The sequence below is a fragment of the Paraburkholderia sp. BCC1885 genome (assembly GCF_900996235.1).
In the GTDB taxonomy this organism is placed as follows: Bacteria; Pseudomonadota; Gammaproteobacteria; order Burkholderiales; family Burkholderiaceae; genus Paraburkholderia.
The window spans coordinates 131,262-155,434 of sequence record NZ_CAAJGM010000011.1; the positions used below are offsets into that span (position 1 = coordinate 131,262).

The 24,173-nt window shown below is 62.8% G+C and carries 26 protein-coding genes; 11 read left to right on the forward strand and 15 right to left on the reverse strand.

What is annotated here, in order from left to right; translation table 11 throughout:
* Nucleotides 1–91: 91 nt before the first annotated feature.
* From sctT to FQ755_RS00720, 8 genes are all read right to left on the reverse strand, one after another.
* The gene (sctT, locus tag FQ755_RS00685; RefSeq protein WP_144150190.1) at nucleotides 92–910 is read right to left on the reverse strand and encodes a type III secretion system export apparatus subunit SctT; all 819 of its coding nucleotides are present in this window, start codon (nucleotides 908–910) and stop codon (nucleotides 92–94) included.
* Nucleotides 907–1,437, reverse strand: coding sequence for a type III secretion protein HrpB7 (locus FQ755_RS00690; protein ID WP_144150191.1), 531 nt, complete (start codon nucleotides 1,435–1,437; stop codon nucleotides 907–909). Before FQ755_RS00690 ends, sctT begins: the two co-directional genes overlap by 4 nt.
* The gene (gene sctN / locus FQ755_RS00695; RefSeq protein ID WP_144150192.1) at nucleotides 1,434–2,786 is read right to left on the reverse strand and encodes a type III secretion system ATPase SctN; all 1,353 of its coding nucleotides are present in this window, start codon (nucleotides 2,784–2,786) and stop codon (nucleotides 1,434–1,436) included. Before sctN ends, FQ755_RS00690 begins: the two co-directional genes overlap by 4 nt.
* Entirely contained in the window at nucleotides 2,783–3,637 is an 855-nt protein-coding gene (gene sctL / locus FQ755_RS00700; protein ID WP_144150193.1) for a type III secretion system stator protein SctL, read from the reverse strand. The genes sctN and sctL overlap by 4 nt, the downstream gene beginning before the upstream one ends.
* Nucleotides 3,622–4,419, reverse strand: a complete 798-nt coding sequence (locus FQ755_RS00705; RefSeq protein ID WP_144150194.1) for a type III secretion protein HrpB4 — start codon at nucleotides 4,417–4,419, stop codon at nucleotides 3,622–3,624. Before FQ755_RS00705 ends, sctL begins: the two co-directional genes overlap by 16 nt.
* 17 nt (nucleotides 4,420–4,436) lie before the next feature.
* On the reverse strand, nucleotides 4,437–5,264 hold the full coding sequence (gene sctJ, locus FQ755_RS00710; protein ID WP_144150195.1) for a type III secretion system inner membrane ring lipoprotein SctJ: 828 nt from the start codon (nucleotides 5,262–5,264) through the stop codon (nucleotides 4,437–4,439).
* A 70-nt stretch (nucleotides 5,265–5,334) separates the two neighbouring features.
* Nucleotides 5,335–5,730, reverse strand: coding sequence for a type III secretion protein HrpB2 (locus FQ755_RS00715; RefSeq protein ID WP_144150196.1), 396 nt, complete (start codon nucleotides 5,728–5,730; stop codon nucleotides 5,335–5,337).
* 37 nt (nucleotides 5,731–5,767) lie between these two features.
* Nucleotides 5,768–6,352, reverse strand: a complete 585-nt coding sequence (locus FQ755_RS00720) for an HrpB1 family type III secretion system apparatus protein (protein WP_144150197.1) — start codon at nucleotides 6,350–6,352, stop codon at nucleotides 5,768–5,770.
* Between the two features lie 351 nt (nucleotides 6,353–6,703).
* On the opposite strand from FQ755_RS00720, the gene sctU reads away from it, so the two are divergent.
* The 10 genes from sctU to FQ755_RS00770 all read left to right on the forward strand — a co-directional run bounded on the left by sctU (nucleotide 6,704) and on the right by FQ755_RS00770 (nucleotide 15,513).
* Entirely contained in the window at nucleotides 6,704–7,795 is a 1,092-nt protein-coding gene (gene sctU, locus FQ755_RS00725; protein WP_144150198.1) for a type III secretion system export apparatus subunit SctU, read from the forward strand.
* A 112-nt stretch (nucleotides 7,796–7,907) separates the two neighbouring features.
* Nucleotides 7,908–9,941 (forward strand): type III secretion system export apparatus subunit SctV, encoded by a 2,034-nt coding sequence (gene sctV, locus FQ755_RS00730; RefSeq protein ID WP_409936978.1) that lies wholly within the window; start codon nucleotides 7,908–7,910, stop codon nucleotides 9,939–9,941.
* 13 nt (nucleotides 9,942–9,954) lie between these two features.
* The gene (sctP, locus tag FQ755_RS00735) at nucleotides 9,955–10,671 is read left to right on the forward strand and encodes a type III secretion system protein SctP (protein ID WP_144150200.1); all 717 of its coding nucleotides are present in this window, start codon (nucleotides 9,955–9,957) and stop codon (nucleotides 10,669–10,671) included.
* A gap of 14 nt (nucleotides 10,672–10,685) precedes the next feature.
* Complete coding sequence (sctQ, locus tag FQ755_RS00740; RefSeq protein ID WP_144150201.1) at nucleotides 10,686–12,023, forward strand: type III secretion system cytoplasmic ring protein SctQ; 1,338 nt, start codon at nucleotides 10,686–10,688, stop codon at nucleotides 12,021–12,023.
* Nucleotides 12,007–12,657 carry a type III secretion system export apparatus subunit SctR gene (sctR, locus tag FQ755_RS00745; protein WP_144150202.1) on the forward strand — a complete coding sequence of 217 codons (651 nt, stop codon included), beginning with the start codon at nucleotides 12,007–12,009 and terminating at the stop codon, nucleotides 12,655–12,657. The genes sctQ and sctR overlap by 17 nt, the downstream gene beginning before the upstream one ends.
* A gap of 12 nt (nucleotides 12,658–12,669) precedes the next feature.
* A complete protein-coding gene (gene sctS, locus FQ755_RS00750; protein ID WP_074295048.1) occupies nucleotides 12,670–12,933 on the forward strand; it encodes a type III secretion system export apparatus subunit SctS in 264 nt (87 codons plus the stop codon).
* A 64-nt stretch (nucleotides 12,934–12,997) separates the two neighbouring features.
* On the forward strand, nucleotides 12,998–14,014 hold the full coding sequence (locus FQ755_RS00755; protein WP_144150203.1) for a hypothetical protein: 1,017 nt from the start codon (nucleotides 12,998–13,000) through the stop codon (nucleotides 14,012–14,014).
* Nucleotides 14,015–14,201: 187 nt separating this feature from the next.
* On the forward strand, nucleotides 14,202–14,537 hold the full coding sequence (locus tag FQ755_RS00760) for an ArsR/SmtB family transcription factor (RefSeq protein ID WP_144150204.1): 336 nt from the start codon (nucleotides 14,202–14,204) through the stop codon (nucleotides 14,535–14,537).
* The gene (locus FQ755_RS00765; protein WP_144150205.1) at nucleotides 14,534–15,061 is read left to right on the forward strand and encodes an SRPBCC family protein; all 528 of its coding nucleotides are present in this window, start codon (nucleotides 14,534–14,536) and stop codon (nucleotides 15,059–15,061) included. The genes FQ755_RS00760 and FQ755_RS00765 overlap by 4 nt, the downstream gene beginning before the upstream one ends.
* 26 nt (nucleotides 15,062–15,087) lie before the next feature.
* Nucleotides 15,088–15,513: a DUF1801 domain-containing protein gene (locus tag FQ755_RS00770; protein ID WP_144150206.1), complete on the forward strand. Its 426-nt coding sequence runs from the start codon at nucleotides 15,088–15,090 to the stop codon at nucleotides 15,511–15,513.
* A 32-nt stretch (nucleotides 15,514–15,545) separates the two neighbouring features.
* Here FQ755_RS00770 and FQ755_RS00775 read toward each other — a convergent pair whose 3' ends face one another.
* The 5 genes from FQ755_RS00775 to FQ755_RS00795 form a co-directional block, all read right to left on the reverse strand.
* Nucleotides 15,546–16,580 carry an NAD(P)-dependent alcohol dehydrogenase gene (locus FQ755_RS00775; protein WP_144150207.1) on the reverse strand — a complete coding sequence of 345 codons (1,035 nt, stop codon included), beginning with the start codon at nucleotides 16,578–16,580 and terminating at the stop codon, nucleotides 15,546–15,548.
* Nucleotides 16,581–16,707: 127 nt separating this feature from the next.
* Entirely contained in the window at nucleotides 16,708–17,694 is a 987-nt protein-coding gene (locus FQ755_RS00780; protein ID WP_260858225.1) for a sugar-binding transcriptional regulator, read from the reverse strand.
* A 55-nt stretch (nucleotides 17,695–17,749) separates the two neighbouring features.
* Complete coding sequence (locus tag FQ755_RS00785; protein WP_260858226.1) at nucleotides 17,750–18,634, reverse strand: carbohydrate ABC transporter permease; 885 nt, start codon at nucleotides 18,632–18,634, stop codon at nucleotides 17,750–17,752.
* Nucleotides 18,631–19,569 carry a carbohydrate ABC transporter permease gene (locus tag FQ755_RS00790; protein ID WP_186308375.1) on the reverse strand — a complete coding sequence of 313 codons (939 nt, stop codon included), beginning with the start codon at nucleotides 19,567–19,569 and terminating at the stop codon, nucleotides 18,631–18,633. The genes FQ755_RS00785 and FQ755_RS00790 overlap by 4 nt, the downstream gene beginning before the upstream one ends.
* 66 nt (nucleotides 19,570–19,635) lie before the next feature.
* Entirely contained in the window at nucleotides 19,636–20,988 is a 1,353-nt protein-coding gene (locus FQ755_RS00795; RefSeq protein WP_144150208.1) for an ABC transporter substrate-binding protein, read from the reverse strand.
* 203 nt (nucleotides 20,989–21,191) lie between these two features.
* Here FQ755_RS00795 and FQ755_RS00800 point away from each other — a divergent pair, with 203 nt between their 5' ends.
* Entirely contained in the window at nucleotides 21,192–22,316 is a 1,125-nt protein-coding gene (locus tag FQ755_RS00800) for an ABC transporter ATP-binding protein (protein WP_144150209.1), read from the forward strand.
* Between the two features lie 89 nt (nucleotides 22,317–22,405).
* On the opposite strand, the gene FQ755_RS00805 is transcribed toward FQ755_RS00800, so the two are convergent.
* Together FQ755_RS00805 and FQ755_RS00810 are read right to left on the reverse strand one after the other, a co-directional pair.
* The gene (locus FQ755_RS00805) at nucleotides 22,406–23,371 is read right to left on the reverse strand and encodes a D-2-hydroxyacid dehydrogenase family protein (RefSeq protein WP_144150210.1); all 966 of its coding nucleotides are present in this window, start codon (nucleotides 23,369–23,371) and stop codon (nucleotides 22,406–22,408) included.
* Nucleotides 23,372–23,463: 92 nt separating this feature from the next.
* Nucleotides 23,464–24,159, reverse strand: coding sequence for a GntR family transcriptional regulator (locus tag FQ755_RS00810; protein ID WP_144150211.1), 696 nt, complete (start codon nucleotides 24,157–24,159; stop codon nucleotides 23,464–23,466).
* Between the last annotated feature and the right edge of the window lie 14 nt (nucleotides 24,160–24,173).

Below are 24,173 nucleotides of genomic sequence, written 5' to 3' on the forward strand. Positions count from 1 at the left end.
TCTGACATTTTCCGCGCATTTGAGAAGTGTTGAGTGTTCGGCCTCCACAGCCCTTGCGCGTGGCTTGAGGCCTCACTTTCTCAAGCAAAACTCAAGGTTTGGTCGCGGCATGCGTGAGTGTGCGAAATTGCGCGGCCAGACCGGCGACGGTCACCTGTTCGCGGACCTGGTCCACGAAGATACCCACGAAGAGCGCCAGCATCAGCACGGTCACCGCGCCTTTGACCGGCTGGCTCAAGGTCATCAGATCGAGTTTCGAAGCCGACTTCGACGCGAAGCCGAAGGCAAAATCGATCAGCAACAGAATCAGCATCATCGGTGCCGCGATCTTGGCGACGGTCTGCATCAGCGTATCGGTCTGCTGCAGCACGAACGACTCGATCATGTTCGTCACGTTCGGCCCCGCCGAGGTGATCGGCCACCAGCTATACGATTCGTAGAGCGTGCCGAGCAGAAACGTCATGCCGCCCAGCGCCCAGAACGCGACGGTGGCGACCTGGCCAAGCAGCGTCGCGGTGGGCGTGGATTGCTCCTGACGGGTCGGGTTGGTGATCTGCACGTTGTTATAGCCGGTCAGATCGTCGATATAGGTGCCGGCGCTTTCGGCCACCCAGAACACGATGGAAGCGGCAAAACCGATCACGAGACCGATCATCCCTTCGCGCAGGCCGATTTCAAGCAGCGCGACGCCATGCAGCGATTCGATAAACGAAGCCGGTTGTCCATACGCCACATAGGAACTAAACAGCAGCACGATCGCATTGCGCACCACGCCTTGCAGCAAACCGTCGGCGGTAGGCGGGAAAATGAACATCACGATAAAGAGACGCAGCGAGCAGACCCCGATCAACGTGATATAGCCGACCAGCAACTGGCCAAGCTGCGGCAGCGCCGAAAAGATATCGTTCACGCGCGTGCCCTCTGCTGCTGGAAGCGGCGTGCCAGCGCGGTTTCTTCGGCCTCTTCGTCGCTGGTGTTTTCCGCGGCTTCGTCGCACTTGCGGCGGATCTGCTGGATACGCTCGCCGCACAGATCGATACGCCCCTGGTTCAGCGCGATATCGCGCTGGATTTTCACGAGCATTGCCGAGCTGTTCTGCACCGCGGCTTCGGCGTGCGCCAGTTCGCCTTCGAGTGCGCGCAGGCGTTCGGCGACGATCTCCAGATAGCGCCGGCAGCCGTTCAGCTCTTCGAGCGAGAAGGCCTCGCTCCCGGTCATCATCGCGTCCATACGATGCTGATAAAAGCGCACGATGCCCGCCTCGTGTTCGAGTTGGGCGGCCTTGGCGTCGTGAGCGGCTTCAAGCGACGCATGCGTGTTGCGCTGTGCATTGAGCGTCGCGCGCAATGTCTCGTCGAGACGGCGGCGCCGCGTGCACGAGCGGTCGAGCGCGATGATCCGGCGGTCACGCGAGCCGCTTGCTCCCCTGGCCGTCATCCGCCGAGCCCGCTCAATGCGTACAACTGCGCTTCAGTGTCGGCCGGGGCCGCGTAATCCGTGGTGCGCTGCGAGAGAAACGCCTTGATCGAATCGAGCTTGGCGATGGCTTCATCGGCGAGCGCGTTGGTGCCGGGCTGATACTCGCCGATCTGCAGCAGCATTTCCACCTCGCGATGCTTCGCCATCAGTTCGCGAATCCGCGCGGCGGCCTGGACATATTGTTGCGGCACCACTTGCGACATGACGCGCGACAGACTCCCCAGCACATCGATGGCGGGATACTGGTTTTTAGCCGCTATTTCACGCGAAAGGATCATGTGGCCATCCAGAATCCCGCGCACTTCCTCGGCAATCGGGTCGCTGCCGCTGTCGTCTTCCGCCAGCACCGTGTATAACGCGGTGATCGAACCGGTCGCCCCCATGCCGGCGCGTTCGAGCAGACGCGGCAACTCGGCAAAGATGGACGGCGGAAAGCCGCGCCGCGCCGGCGGCTCGCCCGCTGCCAGCCCGATCTCACGGCCGGCCCGCGCGAAACGCGTCAACGAGTCCATCATCAGCAGCACGCGCTGGCCGCGGTCGCGGAAGTACTCGGCAATCGCGGTCGCCACATAGGCGGCCTTGGCGCGCTCCGTGGATGAGCGGTCCGAGGTTGCGCACACCACCACCGAACGCGCCATCCCCTCGGGGCCAAGAATCAGTTCGACGAATTCGCGCACTTCACGGCCACGCTCGCCAATCAGCGCAATCACGTTGACGTCGCACGATGCGCCGCGCGCGAACATGCCGAGCAAGGTACTCTTGCCGACGCCCGCAGGGGCGAAAATGCCCATCCGCTGCCCTTCTGCGAGCGTCATCATGGCGTCCACCACACGGACGCCGGTGGCGAACGGTGCGTCGATCATGCGGCGGCTCATTGGATCCGGCGGCGAGGCGAAGATGGGCCGCAGCGTGTCGGACTCGATGGGCGGGCCGCCATCCACCGGTTCGCCAAGACTGTCGATCACGCGGCCGAGCAGCATGTCGCCCACCTTGACCGAAAGCGGCCGGCCCAGACCGATCACCTGGGTGGAGCGCGAAATGTTCTCCAGCCGCGAAAACGGCGAAAGTAGCGCCACGTCGCGGGTAAAGCCGATTACTTCGGCATGCTGAAGAAGCGTGCCGTTCGGCGCGCGCAGTTCGCATAGTTCGCCAAGCGACACGTCGAGGCCCGCCACCTTGATCAGCGTGCCGATCACTTCGAGGACCTTGCCGGTACGCGCCACGCCAGGCACGGCAAGAATCTCGCGTTCGATTGCGTCGGTCAGGCGCTCGAAATCGATCGTGCGGGTCAGCCAGGGTGTGCTCATGCGGCCCCTTCGGTGGCGGATTGAGAGTGGCCGGTATGCGATGCGTCACCTTCGTCGCCGGCAGCGGTCTCGTTGTCATCGGCTTCGTCCTCGGCGCGCATCGCTTCCTCGGCCTCCGCTTCTTCCACCGACCGTTTCAATGCGCGCGACACGGCACTGCTCATTGCGCGAAGCTGCGTATCGAGGCTCGCGTCCACCGTGCCGAAATCCGACTCGCACACGCAGCTTCCTGGGCCGAGGCGCTTGTCGGCCACCACCGAAAGCGGGATGGGCCGTCCCAGTTCGTGCCAGCGTGCCGCGAGCCGGTCGAAGGTGGCCTTGGCCTCATCGTAATCGGCGGGGTGGACGGCTACCCGCAGATACGTTGCGCCATCGACGATGCGGTCCACCGTCGCCAGCGCCCGTTCGAACAAAGCCTCATGCGACTCGACCCGCACGATCTGTTCGACCGCCGACGCGACGATCCCCGCCAGCCGCTCACGCATGCGGATCTGCAACTGGCTCTGCGCGTCCGCGACGTCGGCGAGGCGCTCCATCCAGTCGGCCAGCGCGCGGTCACAGCCATCGCGATAGCCCTGTTCCGCAGCGGTATCGTATTCGCGCTGGGCCTCTTCGATAATCTGTCCCGCCTGTGCATGGCCCGCAGCGACGATCTCTGCTGCTTCCTCGCGCGCGGACGCCAGCAACCAATCGCGTTCCGCCGCGAGTTCCTTATAAGCCGCGTCGATAGAAACCAGCGTGCCGAAGGTCTCGCGTGGAATCACATCGCTCGCCGCGCCGACGCGCGCCACGAGTCCATTGGCGTCAATCTCGCCTGGCGCCGAACGGGCGCTTTTCAACCAAATAGCCATGCCCACTCCGGTAGCAATTCAGACAGGCGCACGAAAAGCCGCGCCGTGCCCAGCGCGTCGATCTGCGCCGGTACGGCAGCGAGCCACGGTGGCGTTGGCAGTACCCGCGGCAAGGCAAGCCTGAGCAGCGGAAACGGTATGCGCGAACCGCTGTGTCCAGCGGTTGCGAGGTCGCGCAGCAATAGCGTGCAGCCTTCGATGGCGAGCGCGGCGGCATCCAATGTGGCAAGCGGCGGCATCGCGGCGCGCGCGGCAAGGCGGGTTGTGTCGGGAGCATCGGCGAGGTGCGCATCCTGAGTCAGACGGTCGATGCCGACGCCCGCCCATTCGGACAACTGCGCGCGGCTGCGCCGGTCGATCAGATGCCGCACCTCGGCGCGCCGGAACGATAGCGCGCGCATACGCAGCACACGCAGGCCAATCCGCGCAGGTAATACGTCGAGCAGCGCGGCGTTGGGTTGCAGTGCAGCCGGGGCCGCAGTGCTTGCCATGGATGACCCGGTTGCCGCCGGAGCACCGCACAGGGCGGCTTGCGTCAAGGTATCAAGCCCCGGCGTGCGCACCCCGGCGGCATGAGCCAGCGCTCGCGAGCAGTTTTCCAGCGCGGCCGCACTCGCCTGTTGCAGCGCCGTATGCCAACTCACAAGCTGGGTGTCGTCGGCTCCAAGCAGAACTGCGCTCCACGAAGAATCGGACCACAGTGCGGCTTGCGCCAGGTTGCTGCGATAAGCCTCAAGCGCCGCGGCAGCTCGCATAAATGGCAAATCGACGGGGGCGTTCATCGGCAGTGCATACGAGATCAGCCAGCCGGCCGCAAACGACGCAGGCGCGCGAGCAGCCCGCCGAGCCGGCCGGTTCCTGTATCGCCACTTGCTGGGCCTGCCGCGCCACTTTGTGCCTGGCCAGCCAGCACGCCACGTTTCGCCAGCACGAGTAGCGCGGTTGCGACCAGCACCGTCGCGCCGGCCAACACACCAATCAGCCAGCCGGGCAAACCATTCGACTGCGGCAATTGCGACAACTCGACTGGGTCAGCGGCGACCGCGGTTACGCTCACCTCGTCGTAGGTGAGCCCTTCCACGCTATGCATGACCAGCGTTTTGATCTGCGGCACGAGCGCGCCGATATCCGAATCCGGACGATACTTGATAAAAACCGCAGCGGATGAGGGTTTGATGGTCTGAGCCAGCGGATCGTTATTCGGCAGTACGATCTGTACGCGCGCCACCAAAACCCCGTCGATCTTCGACAACGTCGACGAAAGCTCCTGCGACATGCCGTAGATGAACCGCACGCGTTCTTCGGTCGGTGTCGAGACGAGGCCGTCCTTCTTGAACAGATCGCCCAGGTCGTCGAACTTGTTTTTAGGCAGGCCGCGCGCGCGCAGCACTTCCATCGCGCGCACCAATTGCCCGTCGTCCACGTCGAGAGACCAGGTTTTGCCGGCGTCCGACGTGTCCTTCGAAGCGTCGACGCCGCGTTCCAGCAATGCCACCACCATCTCGTTCACATCCTGCTCGGAGAGGTTGCCGTATAGCTCTTTCTTGCAGCCGGCGAGCAGCACGCATAGCGCGAGCACGCACAGCAAAGGCGCGCTGCGGCGGCGATTCGGCGTTCGGTCTGACATGGTTAAGCCTCGTGATTCCCCACATGACAGACATCCATAAGATGCCTGTTACGACAGTCGTTAGGTAACCTTACTGGTTTTTCATCAGTGTTTCGATGGCCGACTTCGACGAATCGACCACGCCCATCTTCGCTTCCAGATCGAGCTGCGTGCTGGCGAGTTCGAGCGTCATGCGGATCGTGCCGGCGCTCATTTCGTTCATGGTCAGCGTCGGCGCGCGCTGCGCGAGATCGAGCGCATCGTTGACGGTCTGCTGCAATTCCGCGTCCTGCGAAGCAACCAGCTTCGAGGCGACCGCCGTGCCGTCATCCTGCGGCGCAGCGGGCGCGCTCATCGGCGCCTTTTGCATCAGCGACTGGAATTTGTCGGCCAACTGCGTGGACGTTTGCGCACCAGGCGCGGCGGCGCCCTGCGAGAGCTGATCGAGCGAGGCCTGTAATGCCGACGCGTTGACGTTGACAGTCATATGCGGCTCCGTGGCGGGTGAAAAGACCTGCAGCGCCTCAGGCGCGCAGAAACGACGCGTGCGGAATAGCCGCGGCCACCGGTGCCGGCGCGTGCGCCACTGCGGGAGCCGCTTCGGCGCTTTCGCTTTCCGCATTGAATTCGGCGAGCGCTTCGCACGAGGCCGGCGTCACGAACTGGCCGCCGTTGCGCTTCACACGCATCGCCTTGAGCAGATCCTCGCGTGCTTCGAGTGCCCGCACCAGCGCCTGGGTATCGCGGCTCGGGTTGATCTCCATGGCTTCGGTCGCGCACTGCTTCCAGTCCGGATGGCCCTTCGCGGACAGGCAGAACGCCAGCAGCGCCTTCGCATAGCCGAAGCGCGGCGCGTTCTCGCCCACCTGACGCAGCACGTGAATGGCGTCGTCCCAATGGCCGCGCACCATATGCAGAATGCCGTCGAGCGTGTCGATCTCGGTCACGCGGGGACGCAGCACACGCAACGCGTCGAGCACCAGTTCGATGTCGTAAGGGTCGGCGGAGACTTTCGGAAAATTGCTGAGCAAGGCGGTCGAAACAGTTTCGATCAGCCCGCCGATCACATTGGGGCTGCAATTCATGTATTCCGGCGTGCTGGCGGTCATGGCGACTCACTCCTGGCAGAGACGTTGAAAGCGGCCACGCCATGCGCGGCCGGTCATGAGGAATGCGTCAAACATAGCAACTGCCGCGGCGGCACAAGCGCCGCGATGCGAAGCGAACGCGCCGCAAGCGAAGCCGGAGCGGCGCGTACCAGGCGTGGCATGGCGCGCGCGCAACAACGCCGCTTCTGGTCGCGCACGAGCCGCTCGGGTCGCATAGGCCGCACAGGCCGCGCGGGCTTCGCGAGGCGTGCGACAGCTTCGCTTCAGGGCCGATGCGTCAAGGGCGCGAGCGCTATCGTCGGGCGAGCAGTTTTCCACGCCCCTTGCCGCCCTTTCCAGCCGAGCCGACGCATGAGCGACGAAAAGACCGAAGAACCCACCGACAAAAAGCTCAAGGATGCCCGCAAGGAAGGCCAGGTTTCGCGCAGCAGCGACCTGACCGACTCGATCTCGATGATGGCCGTGGTGGTCCTGCTGATAGGCGGTGCAAGCCGCTTTAGCGATGCGATGCGCGCCGTGGTGAACACGGCGATGGCTTTCATCGACAGCGACCATTCGCTCACCAACATGAATACGCTGCTCTACAAGCTCGGCGGTGTCGCACTTTCGGCCATCTTGCCCTGCGTTTGCGTGGCGGCGCTGGCCGCGATCGCAGGGTCGCTCGGCCAGGTAGGCATCCAGATCACCACCAAGCCGATCACGCCCGACCCGAAAGCCGTCAGTCCGGCAGCGGGCCTCAAGAAGATTTTCTCGGTGCACACGCTGATCGAGTGCGCCAAGATGGTCGTCAAGGCAGCCGTTATTTTTTGCGTGATGTGGGAGTCGATCAAATGGCTCTTCCCGCTGATCGTTGGTTCGCTCTACCAACCGTTACCGGGCCTCGTGCGGATGTTCTGGGAGATCCTGCTCAAACTGTTCATGGTGGCGGCAGCGGTGTTCGTGCTGGTCGGCGCGGCCGACGTCAAGCTCCAGAGCTTCATGTTTCTCAAGAAGATGAAGATGAGCAAGGACGAGGTGAAGCGCGAACACAAAAACCAGGAGGGCGACCCGCACATCAAGGGCGAGCGCCGCCGGCTTGCGCGCGAACTCGCCACGGCGCCGCCGCAGTCGAAGGTGGGCATGGCGAACATGATGGTGGTGAACCCCACTCATTATGCCGTCGCCGTGCGCTACGCCCCCGACGAGCATCCCCTGCCACGCGTGATCGCCAAAGGCATGGACGAACAAGCCGCGCAGTTGCGGCATGCCGCTCGCGACGCCGGTGTGCCGATCATCGGCAATCCGCCGGTGGCGCGGGCTTTGTACAAGGTAGGTGTCGACCAGCCGATTCCCGAGGAACTGTTCGAAACGGTTGCTGCCATCCTGCGCTGGGTAGAGGCGATTGGGGTGCGCCGCGAGGACAGTCTCGATCAATCGCCCGATACGCCGCCCCTGCTTCATTGATTCGTATAACCAGGTAATCCGACGTGAGATACCCTCCATGCTCAAAACGCTGAAACTTCCCGCAGGCGGTGAAGTCGGGATCGTGGCGCTGATCGTCGCGATCATCTCACTGATGATCCTGCCGTTGCCGCCCGCGCTGATCGACATTCTGCTCGGCGTGAACATCACCATCAGCGTGACGCTGCTGATGGTGACCATGTATGTGCCGGACGTGGTCTCGCTTTCGGCCTTCCCTTCGCTGCTGCTGTTCACCACACTGTATCGCCTGTCGCTGAACATCGCGTCGACCAAGTCGATTCTGCTGCATGCCGAGGCCGGCCATATCATCGAAAGTTTCGGTGAACTGGTGGTGGGCGGCAATCTGGTGGTCGGTCTCGTGGTATTCGTGATCATCACCACGGTGCAGTTCATTGTGATCGCCAAGGGTTCGGAGCGGGTGGCCGAAGTCGGCGCGCGCTTTACGCTCGACGCGTTGCCCGGCAAACAGATGAGTATCGACGCCGATCTGCGCGCCAATCTGTTGACCGCCGAAGAAGCGCGCCGCAAACGCGCGACGCTCGCGGTCGAAAGCCAGTTGCACGGCGGCATGGACGGGGCAATGAAGTTCGTCAAGGGCGACGCGGTTGCGGGCCTCATCATCACCATGATCAATATCGTGGCGGGCATCGCGGTGGGTGTTGCCTATCACGGCATGAGCGCGGGAGACGCGGCGAACCGCTTTTCGATTCTCTCCGTCGGCGATGCGATGGTCTCGCAGATTCCCTCGCTGCTGCTCTCGGTGGCGGCCGGCGTCATGATCACGCGTGTGGCCGACGAGCGCCAGGCGAAACACAGCTCGCTCGGCGATGAGATTGGCCGTCAGCTCGGCTCCAGTTCGCGCGCACTCTATTTTGCGGCGGTATTGCTGCTGGGCTTCGCCGCCGTACCCGGCTTTCCGGCCGCGCTGTTCGTGCTGCTGTCCGGCACCCTCGCCTTTACCGCCTATCGGCTGAACGCCAAAAAGCCGCAGCAGCAGGATCATGAGCGCGAATCGCTGCACGCCATGCAGCGTTCGGGCTCGAAGATCGACGTGCCTGCCATCCTCGCGCGCGCGCCGCAGTTCACCTGTCCGCTCGGCGTGCGGATCGCGCCTGACCTCGTGGCGCGGCTTACCATGCCCGCACTCGACAAGTCGTTTGAAACCGAACGGGCTCGTCTGCAGGAGGAACTCGGCCTGCCGTTTCCGGGCATCACGATGTGGAGCTACGCCGCGCTGCCGGCCGCGACCTGCGAAATCCTCGTGCACGACGTACCCCAGCTCGCCATTGAACTGCCCAGCGGCAAGGTCATGCTGCCGGAGGCCGCGCGGCTGGGACAATCGGGCGCCGCGGCTGCCAGCGTCTCCGGCGAGGACAACAATGCGCTCGCGGCTCTACTGGCCCAGAGCGAGGAACGCTCCCCGATCGACGCCAGCGGCGCGCCGACGCATTGGCTCGAAGAGCGCTCCGTGCCCGCGAAAACCCCGGTATGGCGCGCGGAACAGGTGATCGCCCATGCTTCGGTTGCGCTGATGCGGCGGCACGCACCGCTGTTTCTCGGCATTCAGGAAGTGCAGTGGATTCTCGACCAGCTCGCGAGCGACTATCCCGGCCTCGTCGCCGAGGTCCAAAAGGTGCTGCCGCCGCAGCGGATCGCGGACGTGCTGCGGCGTCTGCTCGAAGAACAGATCTCCATCCGCAATGTGCGCACCATCATGGAAAGTCTGATCGCGTGGGGTCCTAAGGAAAAGGACATGCTGATGCTTACCGAGTATGTACGCGGCGACCTCTCGCGCTTTCTCGCGCATCGCGCGGCGCGTGGCGAGCGCACGCTTTCGGCCGTGCTGTTCGACATGCCGGTCGAACAACATATTCGCCAGGCGATCAAGCAGACGCCTACCGGCAATTTTCTCGCGCTGCCGCCGGACGAAGCGACACTGCTGATCGACAAGATCCAGTCGTTTGTGGGCATGGCGCCGCGCGACGGCGTGGCGCTGGTGACCTCGATGGACATTCGCCGCTATGTGCGGCGCATGATCGAAGCGCGGCTCGGCTGGCTCGCGGTCTATTCGTATCAGGAACTCGGCGAGCATGTCGAGCTGAGACCGCTCGGCCGCGTGTCGATCTGAAAGCGAGTTGACGATGACGCATATCGATGCACGCCACCTCCGCATCATCCCCGGTCGCGGCGATGCTTATGACGATCCCTCCGCTGAAGCAGAACCCGCGAGCAACAGCCGTGGCCGCGCATTCGACTATGCGTCGCTATTGGGAAGGCGGCGCGCCTTGCATCGTCTGAGTGGCAATACCAACACCCATGCCGACACGCATGGGAACGCAGATAGCGACGATGCGCAGGAAGACGAAGCAGACGCTGCGGCGCCGCGAGCGCCCCGCCCATTCGAGCGCGAGCCAGCTTCGGATAGCGAGGCGCCGCAGGCAGGCAGTATCGCAACAGCCCTCACAGTTGACGACGCCCCCGACTCCGTCGAACGCCTGGCACTGCGCGCCCGCGTCGCCGGCGCGGCCATGCCGGTGGTTTCCGCCGTCTATCAGCAGCAGCAACGCTGCCTCCAGTTGCTCGGCTCGCTCGCCCGCGAAATAGGCGCGTTCTGCAGTGACCGCGCAATCGCCGACGCCGGCAACTGGGAAGTGCAGTTGCCGCTCGATAAAAAGTTGTTGCCGCAGACCACCTTGTATCTGTCGCTTTCGCGTTTCAGGCTCCAGCTTCGGTTCGACGCCCCGGATCAGGCAGCGCGCCAATTACTCTTGGACCATAGCAGCCTGCTTGAGAGAGAACTCGACACGATGCTGCGCGCGTGGGGCGAAGCCCGCGAAATCGAACTCACTGTCTGGTGACTGATTCCTGACGCATGGCCCATCCGCTAACCGAACCGAGGACCGTAGACGCCGCGCGCAACGATGCGCAGGAGCGGGTTGCGCACGAGCCGGCAGGCATCGCGCCGCTGCGATTACCCGTCATCAGCCGCGCGGCTGCGCGCGTCACGCGGACCGTCTGCGACGCACGGCTTGCAATGCGGGCAGAGGCGCTGTGCGGACTCACGCAGTTGTGCGCTGAGGTCACCGACGCGCAGGCCGTCGACGCAGCCTATGCCGACCCAGCAGTCATCGAACTGGCGGTCGCATTGCCGAGCGGCGCAGGCAGCGCCGCATTGCGCGTGGCGCTCGATTTGCAGGCCTATCCGGCCCTCGCCATCGCGGCGTGGCCCGATCGGGATGCGCAGCAAAGCGGCCCGCAAACCATTGGCACCATTGCAGCGCCGCTGGTGGCGAACACGTCCGCGGATATTGCGCTTCGCAACGCCGTAGCCGGCGTCGTGCTCGAACCGCTGCTTACGCAGCTCACCCGCTTCGGCTTCACGGATTCGCGCGTGGTGTCGGTGCGGCGCCGGCGTCTGCAGGATGCGCCTCGCCGCGTGCCGCGTGAGCCGCGCGACGAATCGGCGCATCGTTTGCATTCTGATTCGTACACCCAGGCATCTGCCGTGGCGCTGTCTTTCGTGCACGAGGCGCGGCGCTTCGATCTCGCCGTCAGCGCCGATCCGCGCTGTTACGACCTGCTCGACTCGCTGCTGCAATCAGACGCAAACGCACAGGACGCCCCAGCCGCGCCGCAGCCGCACGCCGATCTCGCCATTCCCGGCCGCCTGATCATCGGCGTCAAGCCGCTGCCGGTGGAAACGCTAAACGCACTCGATACCGGCGACGTGTTGCTGCGCGCCCTCTTTCCGTCGTTCGACGCGACGCTGTTCGCGGCGAACGACGCACCCGCCCGGTCACGGCCACGCGCCGTCGCCGCGTGGGGCACCCCTGGGCTCACGCGTCTGTGCGCCGCTGTGGAACTCGACGGGCAGTCGCTCGTCATCGTCAAGGAGCCGAACATGTCAGAAGAGCTGGACCCGGCGAACGCCGACGCCGGGCTCGCCATCGATCAACCCGAGGATCCGATCCGTATCGGCGAGCTCGAACTGCCCGTGCAGTTCGAAATCGACACGGTCGCATTGCCGCTCGCGCAGTTGTCGGCGCTGGGGCCGGGCTACGTGGTCGAACTCCCGGTGGCCGCGGCGGACGCGCAATTACGTCTGGTCGCGCACGGACAAACTATCGGCTACGGCGAGCTTGTGACAGTCGGCGAGCACCTTGGCATCCGCATCATTCGCATGGCGCACAGGCATGGTCCAGTTCAGTGATATTACCGGGCTGCTGCTCGTCGTCGTAGCCATCAGCCTGCTGCCCTTCGTCGCCATGGTGGTGACCTCTTACGCCAAGATCGTGGTCGTGCTCGGCCTGCTGCGTAATGCACTCGGCGTGCAGCAGGTGCCGCCGAACATGGTGCTCAACGGCATCGCGATTCTGGTTTCGGTGTACGTCATGGCGCCGATCGGCATGCTCGCAGCGAAATCGCTCGAAGGCCAGCAACTCGCTTCGCAACCGTCGCAGGCGTTGATCCAGGCCTTCGGCGCCGCGCGCGAGCCGTTCCGCGCCTTTCTCGTCAAGCACACGCAGGAGCGCGAAAAACGCTTCTTTTTGCGCTCGGCCAGTGTGGTGTGGCCGAAGGAACAAGCCGCCGAACTGAAGGAAGATGATCTGATCGTGCTCGCGCCGGCCTTCACGCTGACCGAGATGACGGATGCGTTCAAGATCGGCTTTCTGCTGTATATCGCGTTTATCGTGGTGGATCTGATCATCGCTAATGTGCTGCTCGCGATGGGCCTGAACCAGGTTACGCCCACCAACGTGGCGATTCCGTTCAAGCTGCTGCTGTTCGTGGTGATGGACGGCTGGTCGACGCTGATCCACGGCCTCGTCATGACCTACAAGTAGCGAGAACGCATCATGGATATCGATTCGCTGATCCGCTACACCACCGAAGGCATGCTGCTCTGCCTGACCGTTTCGCTGCCGCCCGTGATCGTCGCGGCCGTGGTGGGTCTGGGAGTGTCGTTCCTGCAAGCCATCACGTCGATGCAGGATCAGACGCTCTCGCACGCAGTGAAGCTGATTGCGGTGACGGTTGCCATCGTCATCGCCGCGCCGCTGTCATGCGCAGCAGTCCTGCATTTCGCCAACGAAATCCTGCAGGCAGCGGTGCCGTTGTGAAGCGTCCTATGAATCGCCCTATGATTCGCCCTATGAGTCGCCGGCAGCTTGCGAGGTCCTTGTCATGAACCGCGTCTCTCACTCGAACAGCAACGAAACGGCCGCTGCCAACGCGCAACATACGGCCCAGGCCCAGCAAAAAAGCGCCAATGCCCAGGGCGCGCGTAACGGCGCGCAGTTTGCCGCGCTGTATCGCGGCCAGACCAACTTCACCTATGGCCAGGACGCGCAACGCGGTCCGTCGATCAGTTCGGTGCGCGCCAGGAAAATGGCCGACCAGCTTGCACGCAAACGTCGTGCTGCGAAGAAACAGCGTGGCGGCGGCGTGGGTTCCGACGACGACGGCCCGGACGACGCCGACGTGCATCACACCGACAACCACAGCGTCAACCGCGATGGCCGCGGACGGGGCGGTGGCGGCCAGCAGCACGACGATCACGCGGACGAACAGGAGTCATCCGCCGTACCTGCCATGAAGGTGCGCCGCGACCACGCCGTCGTGCCGCTGCCCGCCGGCCATCTCGACGCGATCGCGGCGCAATACGCGCAGCCGGGTCAGGAAGACGCGCGCAACACGGCGTTGCGCGATGCATGGTGCGGCGCGATGCTGGGTCTGCGCGACCAGTTGGCCGCCAATCCACACATGCATTTCTCCGCGACCGTGCTTGAGCATTCCATGGATCTGCTCGGCGCACAACAGCGCTTTGGCCGCTTGCCGGCGCTGGGACTCGCATCGTTGCGCGACCGTAGTTCCAGCGCCGCCAGCACAGGCGTAACGCGTCTGCCGCCGCCGGAGCGCGTACAGCGCTTCAATCTGCTGTTTCCCTTGCTGTGGCTGCATGCGGATATGCCGTACACCGGTGGGCAGCGCGCCCGCGCACTCGACACGCTAGGTTCGCTGCGCTGCGGCGTAGTGGGCCGCGCGCTGGCTGCCGAAGCGGGCACGCAAGCAGTGGATGGCGCGGCTAGCCCAAGCCTGTCTCCGTCGCATGGGTCGGCGGCTCCGCCGAACGCGGCGACAGGAAGCACACCTCAGGCCGGTCTCACCCCGCGCCAGGCGTTTCCCAGCGGACGCCGTTAAAACGTCCCCAGGCATTAAAGCCGCTTCTGCTTCTGGATGCGGCCCCGCATCCAGACTCTCCCGGTCAGCCCCATCCAACAGGCGATGCGTCAAACAACAGCACGCGCGACGGCACTGTTGCATCGTACCGCGCTGCGGCCATGGATGCGGCTTGACACGTATATGCCTCATGAAGTATATAAACACCATGGAATCGACATTTGCCATCATCGCCGAACCGAACCGCCGTGCCATCCTGAGTCTGCTGGCCTGCGCCGAGCAGTCCGTGGGCGATCTCGAGGAACAGTTGAGCCTGTCACAACCGTCGGTTTCCAAACATCTGCGGGTTCTGCGGGACGCCGGCTTCGTGGAGTCACGCGTCGATGCGCAGCGGCGTCTGTACCGCATCAGACCCGAGCCGCTCATGGAAATCGACGCATGGCTCGAACCGTTCCGCCGGTTCTGGTCCGTCCACCTCGACGCACTCGAACGCCATCTCGATCAGATGGATCCTGCACCACGTAAAAAGGGCAAGAAACGATGAGCAAGCGCGACGAATACATGGCAGGCGCCGCCGCCGGGGCCGAAGTTCGCAAAGACGGCGCAAAGTGGACGCTGGTGATCGTCCGCGAACTGCGTCATGCGCCGGAGAAAGTGTGGCAAGCACTGACCGATCCGGCGAGCCTGCGCGAGTGGGCGCCGTTCGACGCCGACCGCAGCCTCGCGGCGGTCGGCCCCGTCACGCTTGCGACAGTCGGCACACCCACGCCACAAGTTTCGGATACCCAGGTAACCCGCGTCGAGCCGCCGTATCTGCTCGAATACCGCTGGGGGGAGAACGACATGCGCTGGCAACTCGAACCACTCGGTGACGGCACGCGACTTACGCTGTGGCACAACATCGATCGCGGCTTCATCGCGATGGGCGCGGCCGGCTGGCACATCTGCCTCGACGTGCTGGAACGGTTCGTGGCGAATGATCCTGTCGGGTGGATCGTGGGCGGCGAAGCCATGAAATTCGGTTGGCCGCGTCTGAACGCCGAATACGCGAAACAGTTCGGCATCTGAGCAAGCACGAAATTCAGGAGCAGCACATGAAAGAGTCCGCTTCGAACGAGGCCCAGCCGGCGTCCGAACTGATCGATCAGCGCATTGCCGACCTCGCGGACTGGCGCGGGGCCACCTTGAGCCGGATGCGCGAGCTGATCAAGGAGGCGGACCCGCAAGTGGTCGAGACGTGGAAATGGCGCGGCACGCCCGTGTGGGAACACGACGGCATCATCTGCACCGGCGAGTCGTACAAGGCGGTGGTGAAGCTGACCTTCGCGAAAGGCGCGTCATTGAAAGACCCATCGAAGCTCTTTAATTCGAGCCTCGACGGGAACGTAAGGCGCGCTATCGACATCCACGAAGGCGAAGAAATCGACGCAGACAAGTTCAAGGCGCTGATTCATGCGGCAATCGCCTTGAACACCTCGGCGGCAGCGGCAAAGCCGAAGCGGGTGAAAAAGGCGTCGTAGATAACCACTCCGCCGCCCCTTCGCACCACGAACTATTCCAGCACGATCTGCACCTTCACGTCGGTCGGTTTTCCGCTCGCTGCTTCCTCAAAGGCCTGAATGCCGTCCGCAAACGGGAACGTGCGGGAAATGAACGGCTTGATATCGAGCCGGCCTGAGGCGATCAACTGGATCGCGCGCGGAAACATATTGGCGTAGCGGAACACCGATTCGAACCGCACCTCCTTGATCTGCACCGCGACGATGTCGATAGGCACCGGGTTTTGCGGCATCCCCACCAGCACGAGGCAGCCACCGGGACACAACAGATCTACGATACCCTCGAATGCCTTCTCGTTGCCGCTGGCTTCGAATACGACATTCGCGCCCCAGCCGTCGGTCAATTCCGCAACGACGTCCTTCGGTTTCCGGTCACGGATATTCACTGCCGTCACGCCCTGCACGTTGCCGATCAGTTCGAGTTTCTCCGGCACCATGTCGCACACGATGGCGCGGCTGCAACCGCCCGCGAGCGCCGCCAGCGCGCACATCATGCCAATGGTTCCCGCGCCCAGAATAACCGCTACGTCCCCCGGCTTTATCTTCGCCTTGGTGGCGGCCTGCATGCCGATCGCCAACGGTTCGACAATCGCTCCTTCCGCGAAACTGACGTTGTCGGGCAGTTTGAAAGTAAATGCCGCGGGATGCACCACGAACGGCGTAAGGCAACCGTGCACCGGCGGCGTCGCCCAAAAGCGCACGCTCGGATCGAGGTTATACATACCCTCACGCGCGGCCCGCGACTCCATGTCCGGTACGCCCGGCTCCATGCAGACACGGTCACCCACCTTCAGATGCGTGACTTCGTCGCCGACCTGAATGACGGTACCTGCCGCTTCGTGACCGAGCACCATCGGCTCATTGACTACAAACGGCCCGATACGGCCATGCTGATAGTAATGAATGTCGCTGCCGCAAATGCCCACCGTATTGATCCGAATGCGCACATCGCGCGCGCCGACGACCTGCGGCAACGTGAACGGGCGCAAGCTGATGCGGCGCGCTTCTTCGAGAACCAGTGCTTCCATGATTGATGCCCTCTGCCAGGGAATGAACGGAATGAAATCGGGCGGCCTGAAAACGGCCGTCTATGGTGCGGCTTGCGCCGTTAATCAGGTTGAGTCGTTGCGATTCCACTCCCGGTCATGGTTATTTTCAGGGTTCTTCGCAAAGACGGCGCGCGGTCTCTTCATCCGTCACCAGCACCGACGGATAGCGTCCGCGCAAAGCCGCGCGCGTCACGGCAAATTTTTTCGCGCCGCCGCTCACCAGAATCACGCGCTGAATCTTGCGCAGGTCTTCGAGCGAAATGGCTACCGTGCGGCGATTTAACGGATGGTCGAGCGCCTCGCCGTCCGCATCCATGAAGTGACCGAGCATGTCGCCCACCGCGCCCGCCTTCTCCAATGCCTTCACCTGCTCGGGATCGTTGATGCCATACGTCACGACCAATGACTCGGTCAGGTCCCCGCAGGTCAGCAAAACCAGATCCGACTGGCGAGCCCGCTCATACGTTTCGCGCACGGCATCTTCCATGAGCAGGACGTCGCGCACCGCCTGGCTGCTCACATAGATCGGCGCGGGGAACAGAAAACCGTCGGCCTGACACTGGTCCGCGAAGTCGGACACGATATCGAACGTGTTGATGCTCGGACAATGCGACAGGCCTCCTTGCAACGACACCGCCGAGAGCGAGCCATAACTGCGTTGCGGCAAGGCACGCAACACGGCGCGGATGGTACGGCCCCAACCCAGCCCGATGGTCTGTCCCGTGGCGAGTTGCCCGGCGAGGTAATTGGCGCCGCCAATGCCGATTGCCGCCATGTTCGACTCGGTATCCGCGCCCGCAGGCACCACGACTGCGGCCTCGAGTCCGAAACGCCGCACCAGCGCTTCTTCCAGCGCGACGCACGGCGTGAGACGGCTATTGATAGTGATCTGCACCATGCCCGATTCGCGGCTGGCGGCGAGCAGGCGGTTCACGCGAACCCGGTTGCTGCCGATAAGCTGGGCAATTTCCTGTTGCGTCAGATTGCCGACGTAGTAATGCCATGCGACACGCGCCTGCAACTCCTCTTCGGTGTCGACAGAGGGCTCAGGCAGCGACGTCACGGCGGATGGCATGGTTTTATTCATAAGCATGAGGGGTATCGGTTGGCACACCCGGATAGTAAATCACCGCTCCAGGCCCCACCTTTCATTTCACCGCGCCCATCGTCAGCCCCTGGACCAGCCGGCCCGATACCGCCAGCGCAAACACCACCATCGGCAACACAATCAGCGTACCTGTGGCCATGATTTCTCCCCAAGGCAACTCGTAGCCGCTCATATAACTGGTTGCGGCAACCGGAGACGTAATGGCATCCGTGCGCGTGAGCACCAGCGCGTACAGCAGGTCATTCCACGAAAAAATGAAAGCGAAGATCGCCGACACTACGATGCCGGGCATCGCCAGCGGCAGATTGATCCGCCAGAATACGCGCCAGGCGGAGGCGCCATCCAGACGCGCGGCCTCGTCGAGTTCGACTGGAATGTTGCGAAACTGATCCGTGCAGATCCATACGACGATAGGCAACGAGAACGTCAGATACAGCAGGATCAGCACGATATGCGTATCCACCAGGTCGAGTTTGGTGGCAATCAGGAAGAACGGCACCGCGAGCACCACGGGACTCACCATGCGGTTCGAGATGAACCAGAACCACAAGTCTTCCTTGCCGCGAAATTCGAAACGCGCGAGCGCATACGCCGCGGGCGCGCCGAGCAGGATCGCGAGAAACGTCGTGCTGCTGGCGACGATCAGCGAATTCAGCAGGCTCGTCGCGACGTCATGCTCGAACAGCGCGTCGATATAGTGCGCAAGCGTTGGCTTGAACAGCCAGACTGGCGGCATGGCCAGCGCGTCCGCCTGGCTCTTGAGGCTGGTGGTCACCATCCAGTAAAACGGAAACACCGAACTCAGGAATACGACCAACAGGCCGACGGCGTGCCACACCGTGGCGCGGCGGCGTGCGTTCTTCGCCCGACGTGCTCGCGGCGAAAGCGGCAGCGGTTGGCTGGAGGTGTCGATTGAGGTGCTCACACGGCCTCCCGGTAAACAAAACGAATATAGAGCCGCGACAGCACGATCGTCAGGATCAGTAGCAACACGGCTTGGGCCGACGCCATGCCTTGATCGAAGAGGCGAAACGCAATGCGCTGGATGTAGATGCTGATGAACTCAGTCGCCGTGCCGGGACCGCCGCGCGTCATGGTAAAGACGGCGTCGAACATCTTGAGCATGTCCGCCGAACGCAGAATCAGAATCGCAGTGAGCCCCGGCAACAGATAAGGACGCTGCAGATGCCAGAGAATCTTGCTCCATTTCGGCGTTTCGAGCCGGGCAGCCTCTTCCGCCTCCTTTGGCACCATGGCGAGGCCCGCAAGCAGGATCAGCGCGCAAAACGGCGTCCATTGCCAGATATCCATGATCATCACGGAAACGACGGCAAGCGTGGGATCGGCCAGCCAGTCGAGCGGCGCGATGCCGAAGAAGCCCAGCAGATAATTGACCACGCCGAACTGACGATTAAATATTAGTCGTCCTATCAAACCGACTACCGCATACGTGGTCGCCATTGGAATCACGAGACCGACGCGCGCGGCCACCCGCAGCCACGGCAACGCCGTGCGATGCAACATCAAGGCAGCGAATAGCCCCAATGCCACTTCAATCGGCAAGGTCAGGCAAAGGAACAAGACCGTGCGGCCGAGCGCGCCCCAAAAAGACGGATCGGAAAGCGTGGCGACGTAGTTGTCGAAACCCACAAACGGCGTGCCGGCGTCGACATCCGCGAGCTTGTACAGGTGAAACGAGTTATACAGCGCCAGCAACAACGGGTAGATGCCGATGATCGCCAGCGCCGCGACGGCGGGCAGCAGAAACCAGAACGCCGGCGAACGCGGCATGAAACGAAAGCGCACAGGCCGGCGCGGCCGCATTGTGCCGCTGGCGGGTGCTATCGTGGTCTTCTGCATGAATCTCTCCGCGCGATGCTCTATTCAGCGAGCGAGACAGCCTAAGCAGCCTCGCCCGCGCCGCTGTTACTTCAGCAAGGGCTTCTTGCCGTCGTAATAGCCCGCTTTCCGCAGGATCTCTTCGGTCTTGGTGCCAATGGTCTGCGCACCGTCTTTCACCGACACCTGGCCGAGCATGATCTTGCTGCCCCATTCGCCGATCACTTCAGATACCGCCGGCCATTCCGGGAAACGCGGCCGATAGTCAGGCACGCCGCCTTGCCACGATTCCACCATCGGCTTCACAAACGGATACTTGCTCTGGACGGCCGGGTCCTTGTAGACCGACATGCGCCCGCTCACACCGCCCGCGTCCAGATATGGCTTCGCCATGGCCTGCGAAGTGATCCACTGAATGAAGAGCCACGCCGCGGCCTGTTTCTTCGCATTCGACTTGGCATTCACCGCCAGCGAGAAACCACCCAGCGCGGGCTTCAGTCCGGCAGGACCGGCAGGTTCGGTGGAGATGGCGAGGCAGTTGCCGATCTTCGACTTGCTCGGATCGGTCAGCGTCGGATAGAACGCGGACCACTCGGTGATCATCGCCACCTGCCCCTGCGCGAGCGCATTCACCGATTCTGCGTGGTCATAGTCGACGATTCCCGGCGGCATGTACTTCATCAGCTTTTGCCGGTATTCGAGGCCGGCCTGCGATTGCGGCGACAGCAGATTCGACTTGAATTTGGCGTCGAGCAACGAGCCGCCGTTCGGCCACAGCATGCGCATGAAGCTATCCGCCGATTGCGTTTCGCCACGGCGCGATTGCAGCGCGAAGGCGAACTGGTTCTTGTCGGGCTTGGTGAGCTTGGGCGCGTAGACGTTGAGCAACTCGTCCCAGGTCTTCGGCGGCTGATCGAAACCCGCGTCCTTCAACATGCATTTGTTGTAGAACATCAGGCCCGAATAGTTATCGAATGGCAGCCCGTAAGTGGTTTTGTCCCATGTGCCGAACGAATCGAGCAGGATCGGGAAAAAGTCGCCGAGGTTGAGATTGGGGTCGGCCAGCTTGGGGTTGTCGGTAAAGGTCTTGATGGGAACGAGCCACTTGTTGCTGGCGAACTCGCCGATCCACACCACGTCGACCAGCACGATGTCCTGCGCGCCGCCGCCTACGAAATTGAGCACCTCCTTCTCGCGGGTGTTCTCGTAAGGGACAACCTCAGTGTGCACCTTGATGCCGGTCTCTTTCTCGAACTGCGGAATCAACGCCGACGCAGCCTTATAGCCCGGCCGGTCCAGAAAAATAGCGTTGATGGTCGTACCCGAATACGGCGCGGCGGCCTCTTTCAACGTCCAGGCGGACGCATTGGACACCGAAAAGAACGATGCGGTAACGCCCAGCAGCGCGAACGCCGCCGCCTGCGCGTAGTGCTTCTTCATGTTTGTCTCCTCGTGATTCACTCGTAACAACCCACTCCGTTTCACTTGTAATTCTGTAATTACAATTGTATATTTGGACCCGAACCGGTTGTCAAGAACAAATTCGTTAAAGGGTACATGCTGCATTGCAAGGCAAAAATGCGCGCAAAAACCCGTTACTTTGCTCAATGCCGTAGCGGCACGGGCATCAGTAGGAGACAGGCATGAGCGCAGTTCAATTGCAGCAGATCCGCAAGACGTTTGCCGGCACGGAAGTGTTGAAGAGCATCGACATCGCCGTGACCGATCGTGAATTCATGGTCTTCGTCGGCCCTTCCGGTTGCGGCAAATCCACGCTGCTGCGCACCATTGCCGGCCTCGAACGCAGCGATTCAGGGCAGGTGCTGATCGGCGACGAAGACGTCACTGAACTCGAACCCTCGCAACGTGGCGTGGCGATGGTGTTCCAGTCGTATGCGCTGTATCCGCACATGTCGGTCTACGAGAATATTGCATTCGGACTGCGAATGATCAAACTGCCGGAAGCGCAGATCAAGGAACGCGTGCAGCGCGCCGCCCAGATTCTGCAGATCGAACAGCTGCTCGAGAGAAAACCGCGTGCGTTATCCGGTGGGCAGCGGCAGCGGGTCGCAATCGGACGCTCGATCGTGCGCGAACCCAAGGTGTTTCTGTTCGACGAACCTTTGTCCAATCTCGACGCGGCGCTGCGCGTGCAGATGCGGCTCGAACTGATCAAACTGCATAAGCAGCTCAATGCCACGATGATTTATGTCACGCACGACCAGACCGAGGCCATGACCATGGCGGATCGTATCGTCGTGTTGAATAACGGCAAGGTGGAGCAGATCGGCTCGCCTCTCGAACTCTATCGGACACCAAAGAACCGCTTCGTCGCGGGATTCATCGGCTCGCCGAAGATGAATTTTCTGCCAGTGACGGTGCAGCGTGCCGATTCGGGCGGCTTGACGATCGGCTTGCCGGGTGGCGCGCCACTGACGCTGCCGTTCAGCGCGGATGGTGTGAAAGCGGGCGATGCGCTGACGCTCGGCATTCGCCCAGAACATCTATCGGAAACCGCTGTGAGCGATGCGCCGGGCAAGCTGTCGGGCGTCGTCTCCGTGGTCGAGCATCTCGGCGGCGAGACCCTGCTGCATGTGAGCCTCGACGGCGGCGTGTTGATCCAGGTGAAAGGCTCGGGAGAATCGACCACCACCGATGGCCAGGCGGTCGATGCCGGTTTCGCGCTGCGTCACGTTCATCTGTTCCGCGAAAACGGCGATGCCGTGGAACGGCTGCAAACCGTCAAGGAAGCGGCCGCAGCGGCCTGATCCGCAACGGGGACGGACGCATATCACGATCCCCGATTCGCGAAGTATCGTGGGCATAAACCCGGCGCGCCGTCACTGCAGCCATTTCCTTAAAGCAGACGAATAGGCGCGTCCTTCATCCAGGCGTGAATATCTTCGACGATCTGCGGATAAGCCGTGCGGTAGGTATTTTCGGTGACGTAGCCGATATGCGGCGTAGCCAGCACGTTCGGCAGAAAGCGAAACGGATGGGCCGCGGGCAGCGGCTCCACGTCGAAGACATCCAGTGCAGCGCCGCCGATACGGCGCTCCTGCAATGCGGCGATCAGCGCATCTTCCGCGACGATAGGTCCGCGCGATGTGTTGACAAGATATGCGGTCGGCTTCATCAGCCCAAGCTCCCTCGCGCCGACGAGCCCGGTCGTGCGCTCGCCGAGCTTCAGATGAACCGTGAGCACATCGGCCTCGCGAAACAGTTCGTCTTTCTCGACTCGCCGCACGCCCACTTCGTTGGCGCGCTCTTCGGTCAGGTTCTGACTCCACGCGATCACCTGCATGCCAAACGCGACGCCGATACGTGCAACCGCTTCGCCAATGCGCCCAAGCCCCAGCACGCCCAGCGTTTTACCGTTGACGTCCATGCCGAGGCCGGTTTGCCAGTTACCGCTCCGCAGCGACGCGGCCTCGCCGTATAGATTGCGCGTGATGCCGAGTATGAGTGTCCACGTCAGCGCCGGCGTGGCGGCAGGATCGCCGCCTGTGGTGCCCGATACGACGATGCCGCGCGCTTTCGCGGCCTGCAGATCGATGGCGGCATTCCACATACCCACCGTGAGAATCAGCTTCAGGCGCGGCAGTCGCGCCAGCAGGTTCGCGTCGAAGCGGGTCCGCTCGCGCATCAACACCACGACCTCGTAGTGCGCGAGGCGGGCCGCGAGCGCGTCGACGTCAGCGGCATGGTCGTGAAAAAATACCGTGTTGGCGTGCGGCTGCAAACTTTGCCAGTCTGCGAGCGACGAGGCGACGCGTTGATAGTCGTCGAGGACGGCAATATTCACGGCGGCTGAACTGGGCATGCGTTAAATCTCCTTGCTTCGACAGTATTGGGCAGTATTGGGCGGCGGTATGGGACGGTATTGATACGATCAGGTGACGGGTGCGAAACTCGTTAGCTATCCTCAGCTTGGCCAAGTTCCGCCGCCGATTCTTCCAGCATGCGCATTGCGGCTTTTTCGGCGTTGGCGACATGGAGCTGCGCGAGCTGCTGGGCGGATTGCGCGTCGCGCGCCTTCAAGGCTTTGCATAGCTTGTCGATTTCGCCCAGGCTGCTCGGCAGACGATCCGGATGCATCAGCGAGGTGGCGCGCAGCAGATTCACGCGCGAGTACAGGCTGGTCAGCACCTCCTTGATCAGCCCATTGCCGCAATTGTCGAGTAGCACGTCGTAAAGCGCCGTTTTGGCCTTCAGTACGCCTTCCTGGTTTTGCGCCTCGGCTTCGACGCGCAATTCCGTGGCGGCCTCGCCAAAACGCGCCAGTGCGGCGTCGCTCGCGAGCCGCGCGAATTCGTGGGCGGCAAAGCCTTCCAGCAAGCCGCGCAGCGCGTATAGCTCGCTTGCCTCCTGCTTCGAGATGACCGCGACAATCGGACCTTTATGCGGCACACTGCGCACCAGCTTTTCCGCTTCGAGTTTGCGCAAGGCCTCGCGTACCGACGTGCGGCTCACGCCAAGCGTTTCGCATAGCTCGCGCTCGATCAGCCGGGCGCCCGGCGCAAAACGTCCGCTCATGATCGCTTGCCGCAATACATTTTCGACCTGGTGGCGTAGCGTTTCCGGTCTGATCAGACCCATATCCGTTGACATGATTGTCTTCCCGT

Coding starts and splice junctions, on each gene's coding strand:
- FQ755_RS00690 (WP_144150191.1), bottom strand. CDS start 1,437: ATGACGGCCAGGGGAGCAAGCGGCTCGCGTGACCGCCGGATCATCGCG.
- sctN (WP_144150192.1), bottom strand. CDS start 2,786: ATGAGCACACCCTGGCTGACCCGCACGATCGATTTCGAGCGCCTGACC.
- sctL (WP_144150193.1), bottom strand. CDS start 3,637: ATGGCTATTTGGTTGAAAAGCGCCCGTTCGGCGCCAGGCGAGATTGAC.
- FQ755_RS00705 (WP_144150194.1), bottom strand. CDS start 4,419: ATGAACGCCCCCGTCGATTTGCCATTTATGCGAGCTGCCGCGGCGCTT.
- sctJ (WP_144150195.1), bottom strand. CDS start 5,264: ATGTCAGACCGAACGCCGAATCGCCGCCGCAGCGCGCCTTTGCTGTGC.
- FQ755_RS00715 (WP_144150196.1), bottom strand. CDS start 5,730: ATGACTGTCAACGTCAACGCGTCGGCATTACAGGCCTCGCTCGATCAG.
- FQ755_RS00720 (WP_144150197.1), bottom strand. CDS start 6,352: ATGACCGCCAGCACGCCGGAATACATGAATTGCAGCCCCAATGTGATC.
- sctU (WP_144150198.1), top strand. CDS start 6,704: ATGAGCGACGAAAAGACCGAAGAACCCACCGACAAAAAGCTCAAGGAT.
- sctV (WP_409936978.1), top strand. CDS start 7,908: ATGATCCTGCCGTTGCCGCCCGCGCTGATCGACATTCTGCTCGGCGTG.
- sctP (WP_144150200.1), top strand. CDS start 9,955: ATGACGCATATCGATGCACGCCACCTCCGCATCATCCCCGGTCGCGGC.
- sctQ (WP_144150201.1), top strand. CDS start 10,686: ATGGCCCATCCGCTAACCGAACCGAGGACCGTAGACGCCGCGCGCAAC.
- sctR (WP_144150202.1), top strand. CDS start 12,007: ATGGTCCAGTTCAGTGATATTACCGGGCTGCTGCTCGTCGTCGTAGCC.
- sctS (WP_074295048.1), top strand. CDS start 12,670: ATGGATATCGATTCGCTGATCCGCTACACCACCGAAGGCATGCTGCTC.
- FQ755_RS00755 (WP_144150203.1), top strand. CDS start 12,998: ATGAACCGCGTCTCTCACTCGAACAGCAACGAAACGGCCGCTGCCAAC.
- FQ755_RS00760 (WP_144150204.1), top strand. CDS start 14,202: ATGGAATCGACATTTGCCATCATCGCCGAACCGAACCGCCGTGCCATC.
- FQ755_RS00765 (WP_144150205.1), top strand. CDS start 14,534: ATGAGCAAGCGCGACGAATACATGGCAGGCGCCGCCGCCGGGGCCGAA.
- FQ755_RS00770 (WP_144150206.1), top strand. CDS start 15,088: ATGAAAGAGTCCGCTTCGAACGAGGCCCAGCCGGCGTCCGAACTGATC.
- FQ755_RS00775 (WP_144150207.1), bottom strand. CDS start 16,580: ATGGAAGCACTGGTTCTCGAAGAAGCGCGCCGCATCAGCTTGCGCCCG.
- FQ755_RS00780 (WP_260858225.1), bottom strand. CDS start 17,694: ATGCTTATGAATAAAACCATGCCATCCGCCGTGACGTCGCTGCCTGAG.
- FQ755_RS00790 (WP_186308375.1), bottom strand. CDS start 19,569: ATGCAGAAGACCACGATAGCACCCGCCAGCGGCACAATGCGGCCGCGC.
- FQ755_RS00795 (WP_144150208.1), bottom strand. CDS start 20,988: ATGAAGAAGCACTACGCGCAGGCGGCGGCGTTCGCGCTGCTGGGCGTT.
- FQ755_RS00800 (WP_144150209.1), top strand. CDS start 21,192: ATGAGCGCAGTTCAATTGCAGCAGATCCGCAAGACGTTTGCCGGCACG.
- FQ755_RS00805 (WP_144150210.1), bottom strand. CDS start 23,371: ATGCCCAGTTCAGCCGCCGTGAATATTGCCGTCCTCGACGACTATCAA.
- FQ755_RS00810 (WP_144150211.1), bottom strand. CDS start 24,159: ATGTCAACGGATATGGGTCTGATCAGACCGGAAACGCTACGCCACCAG.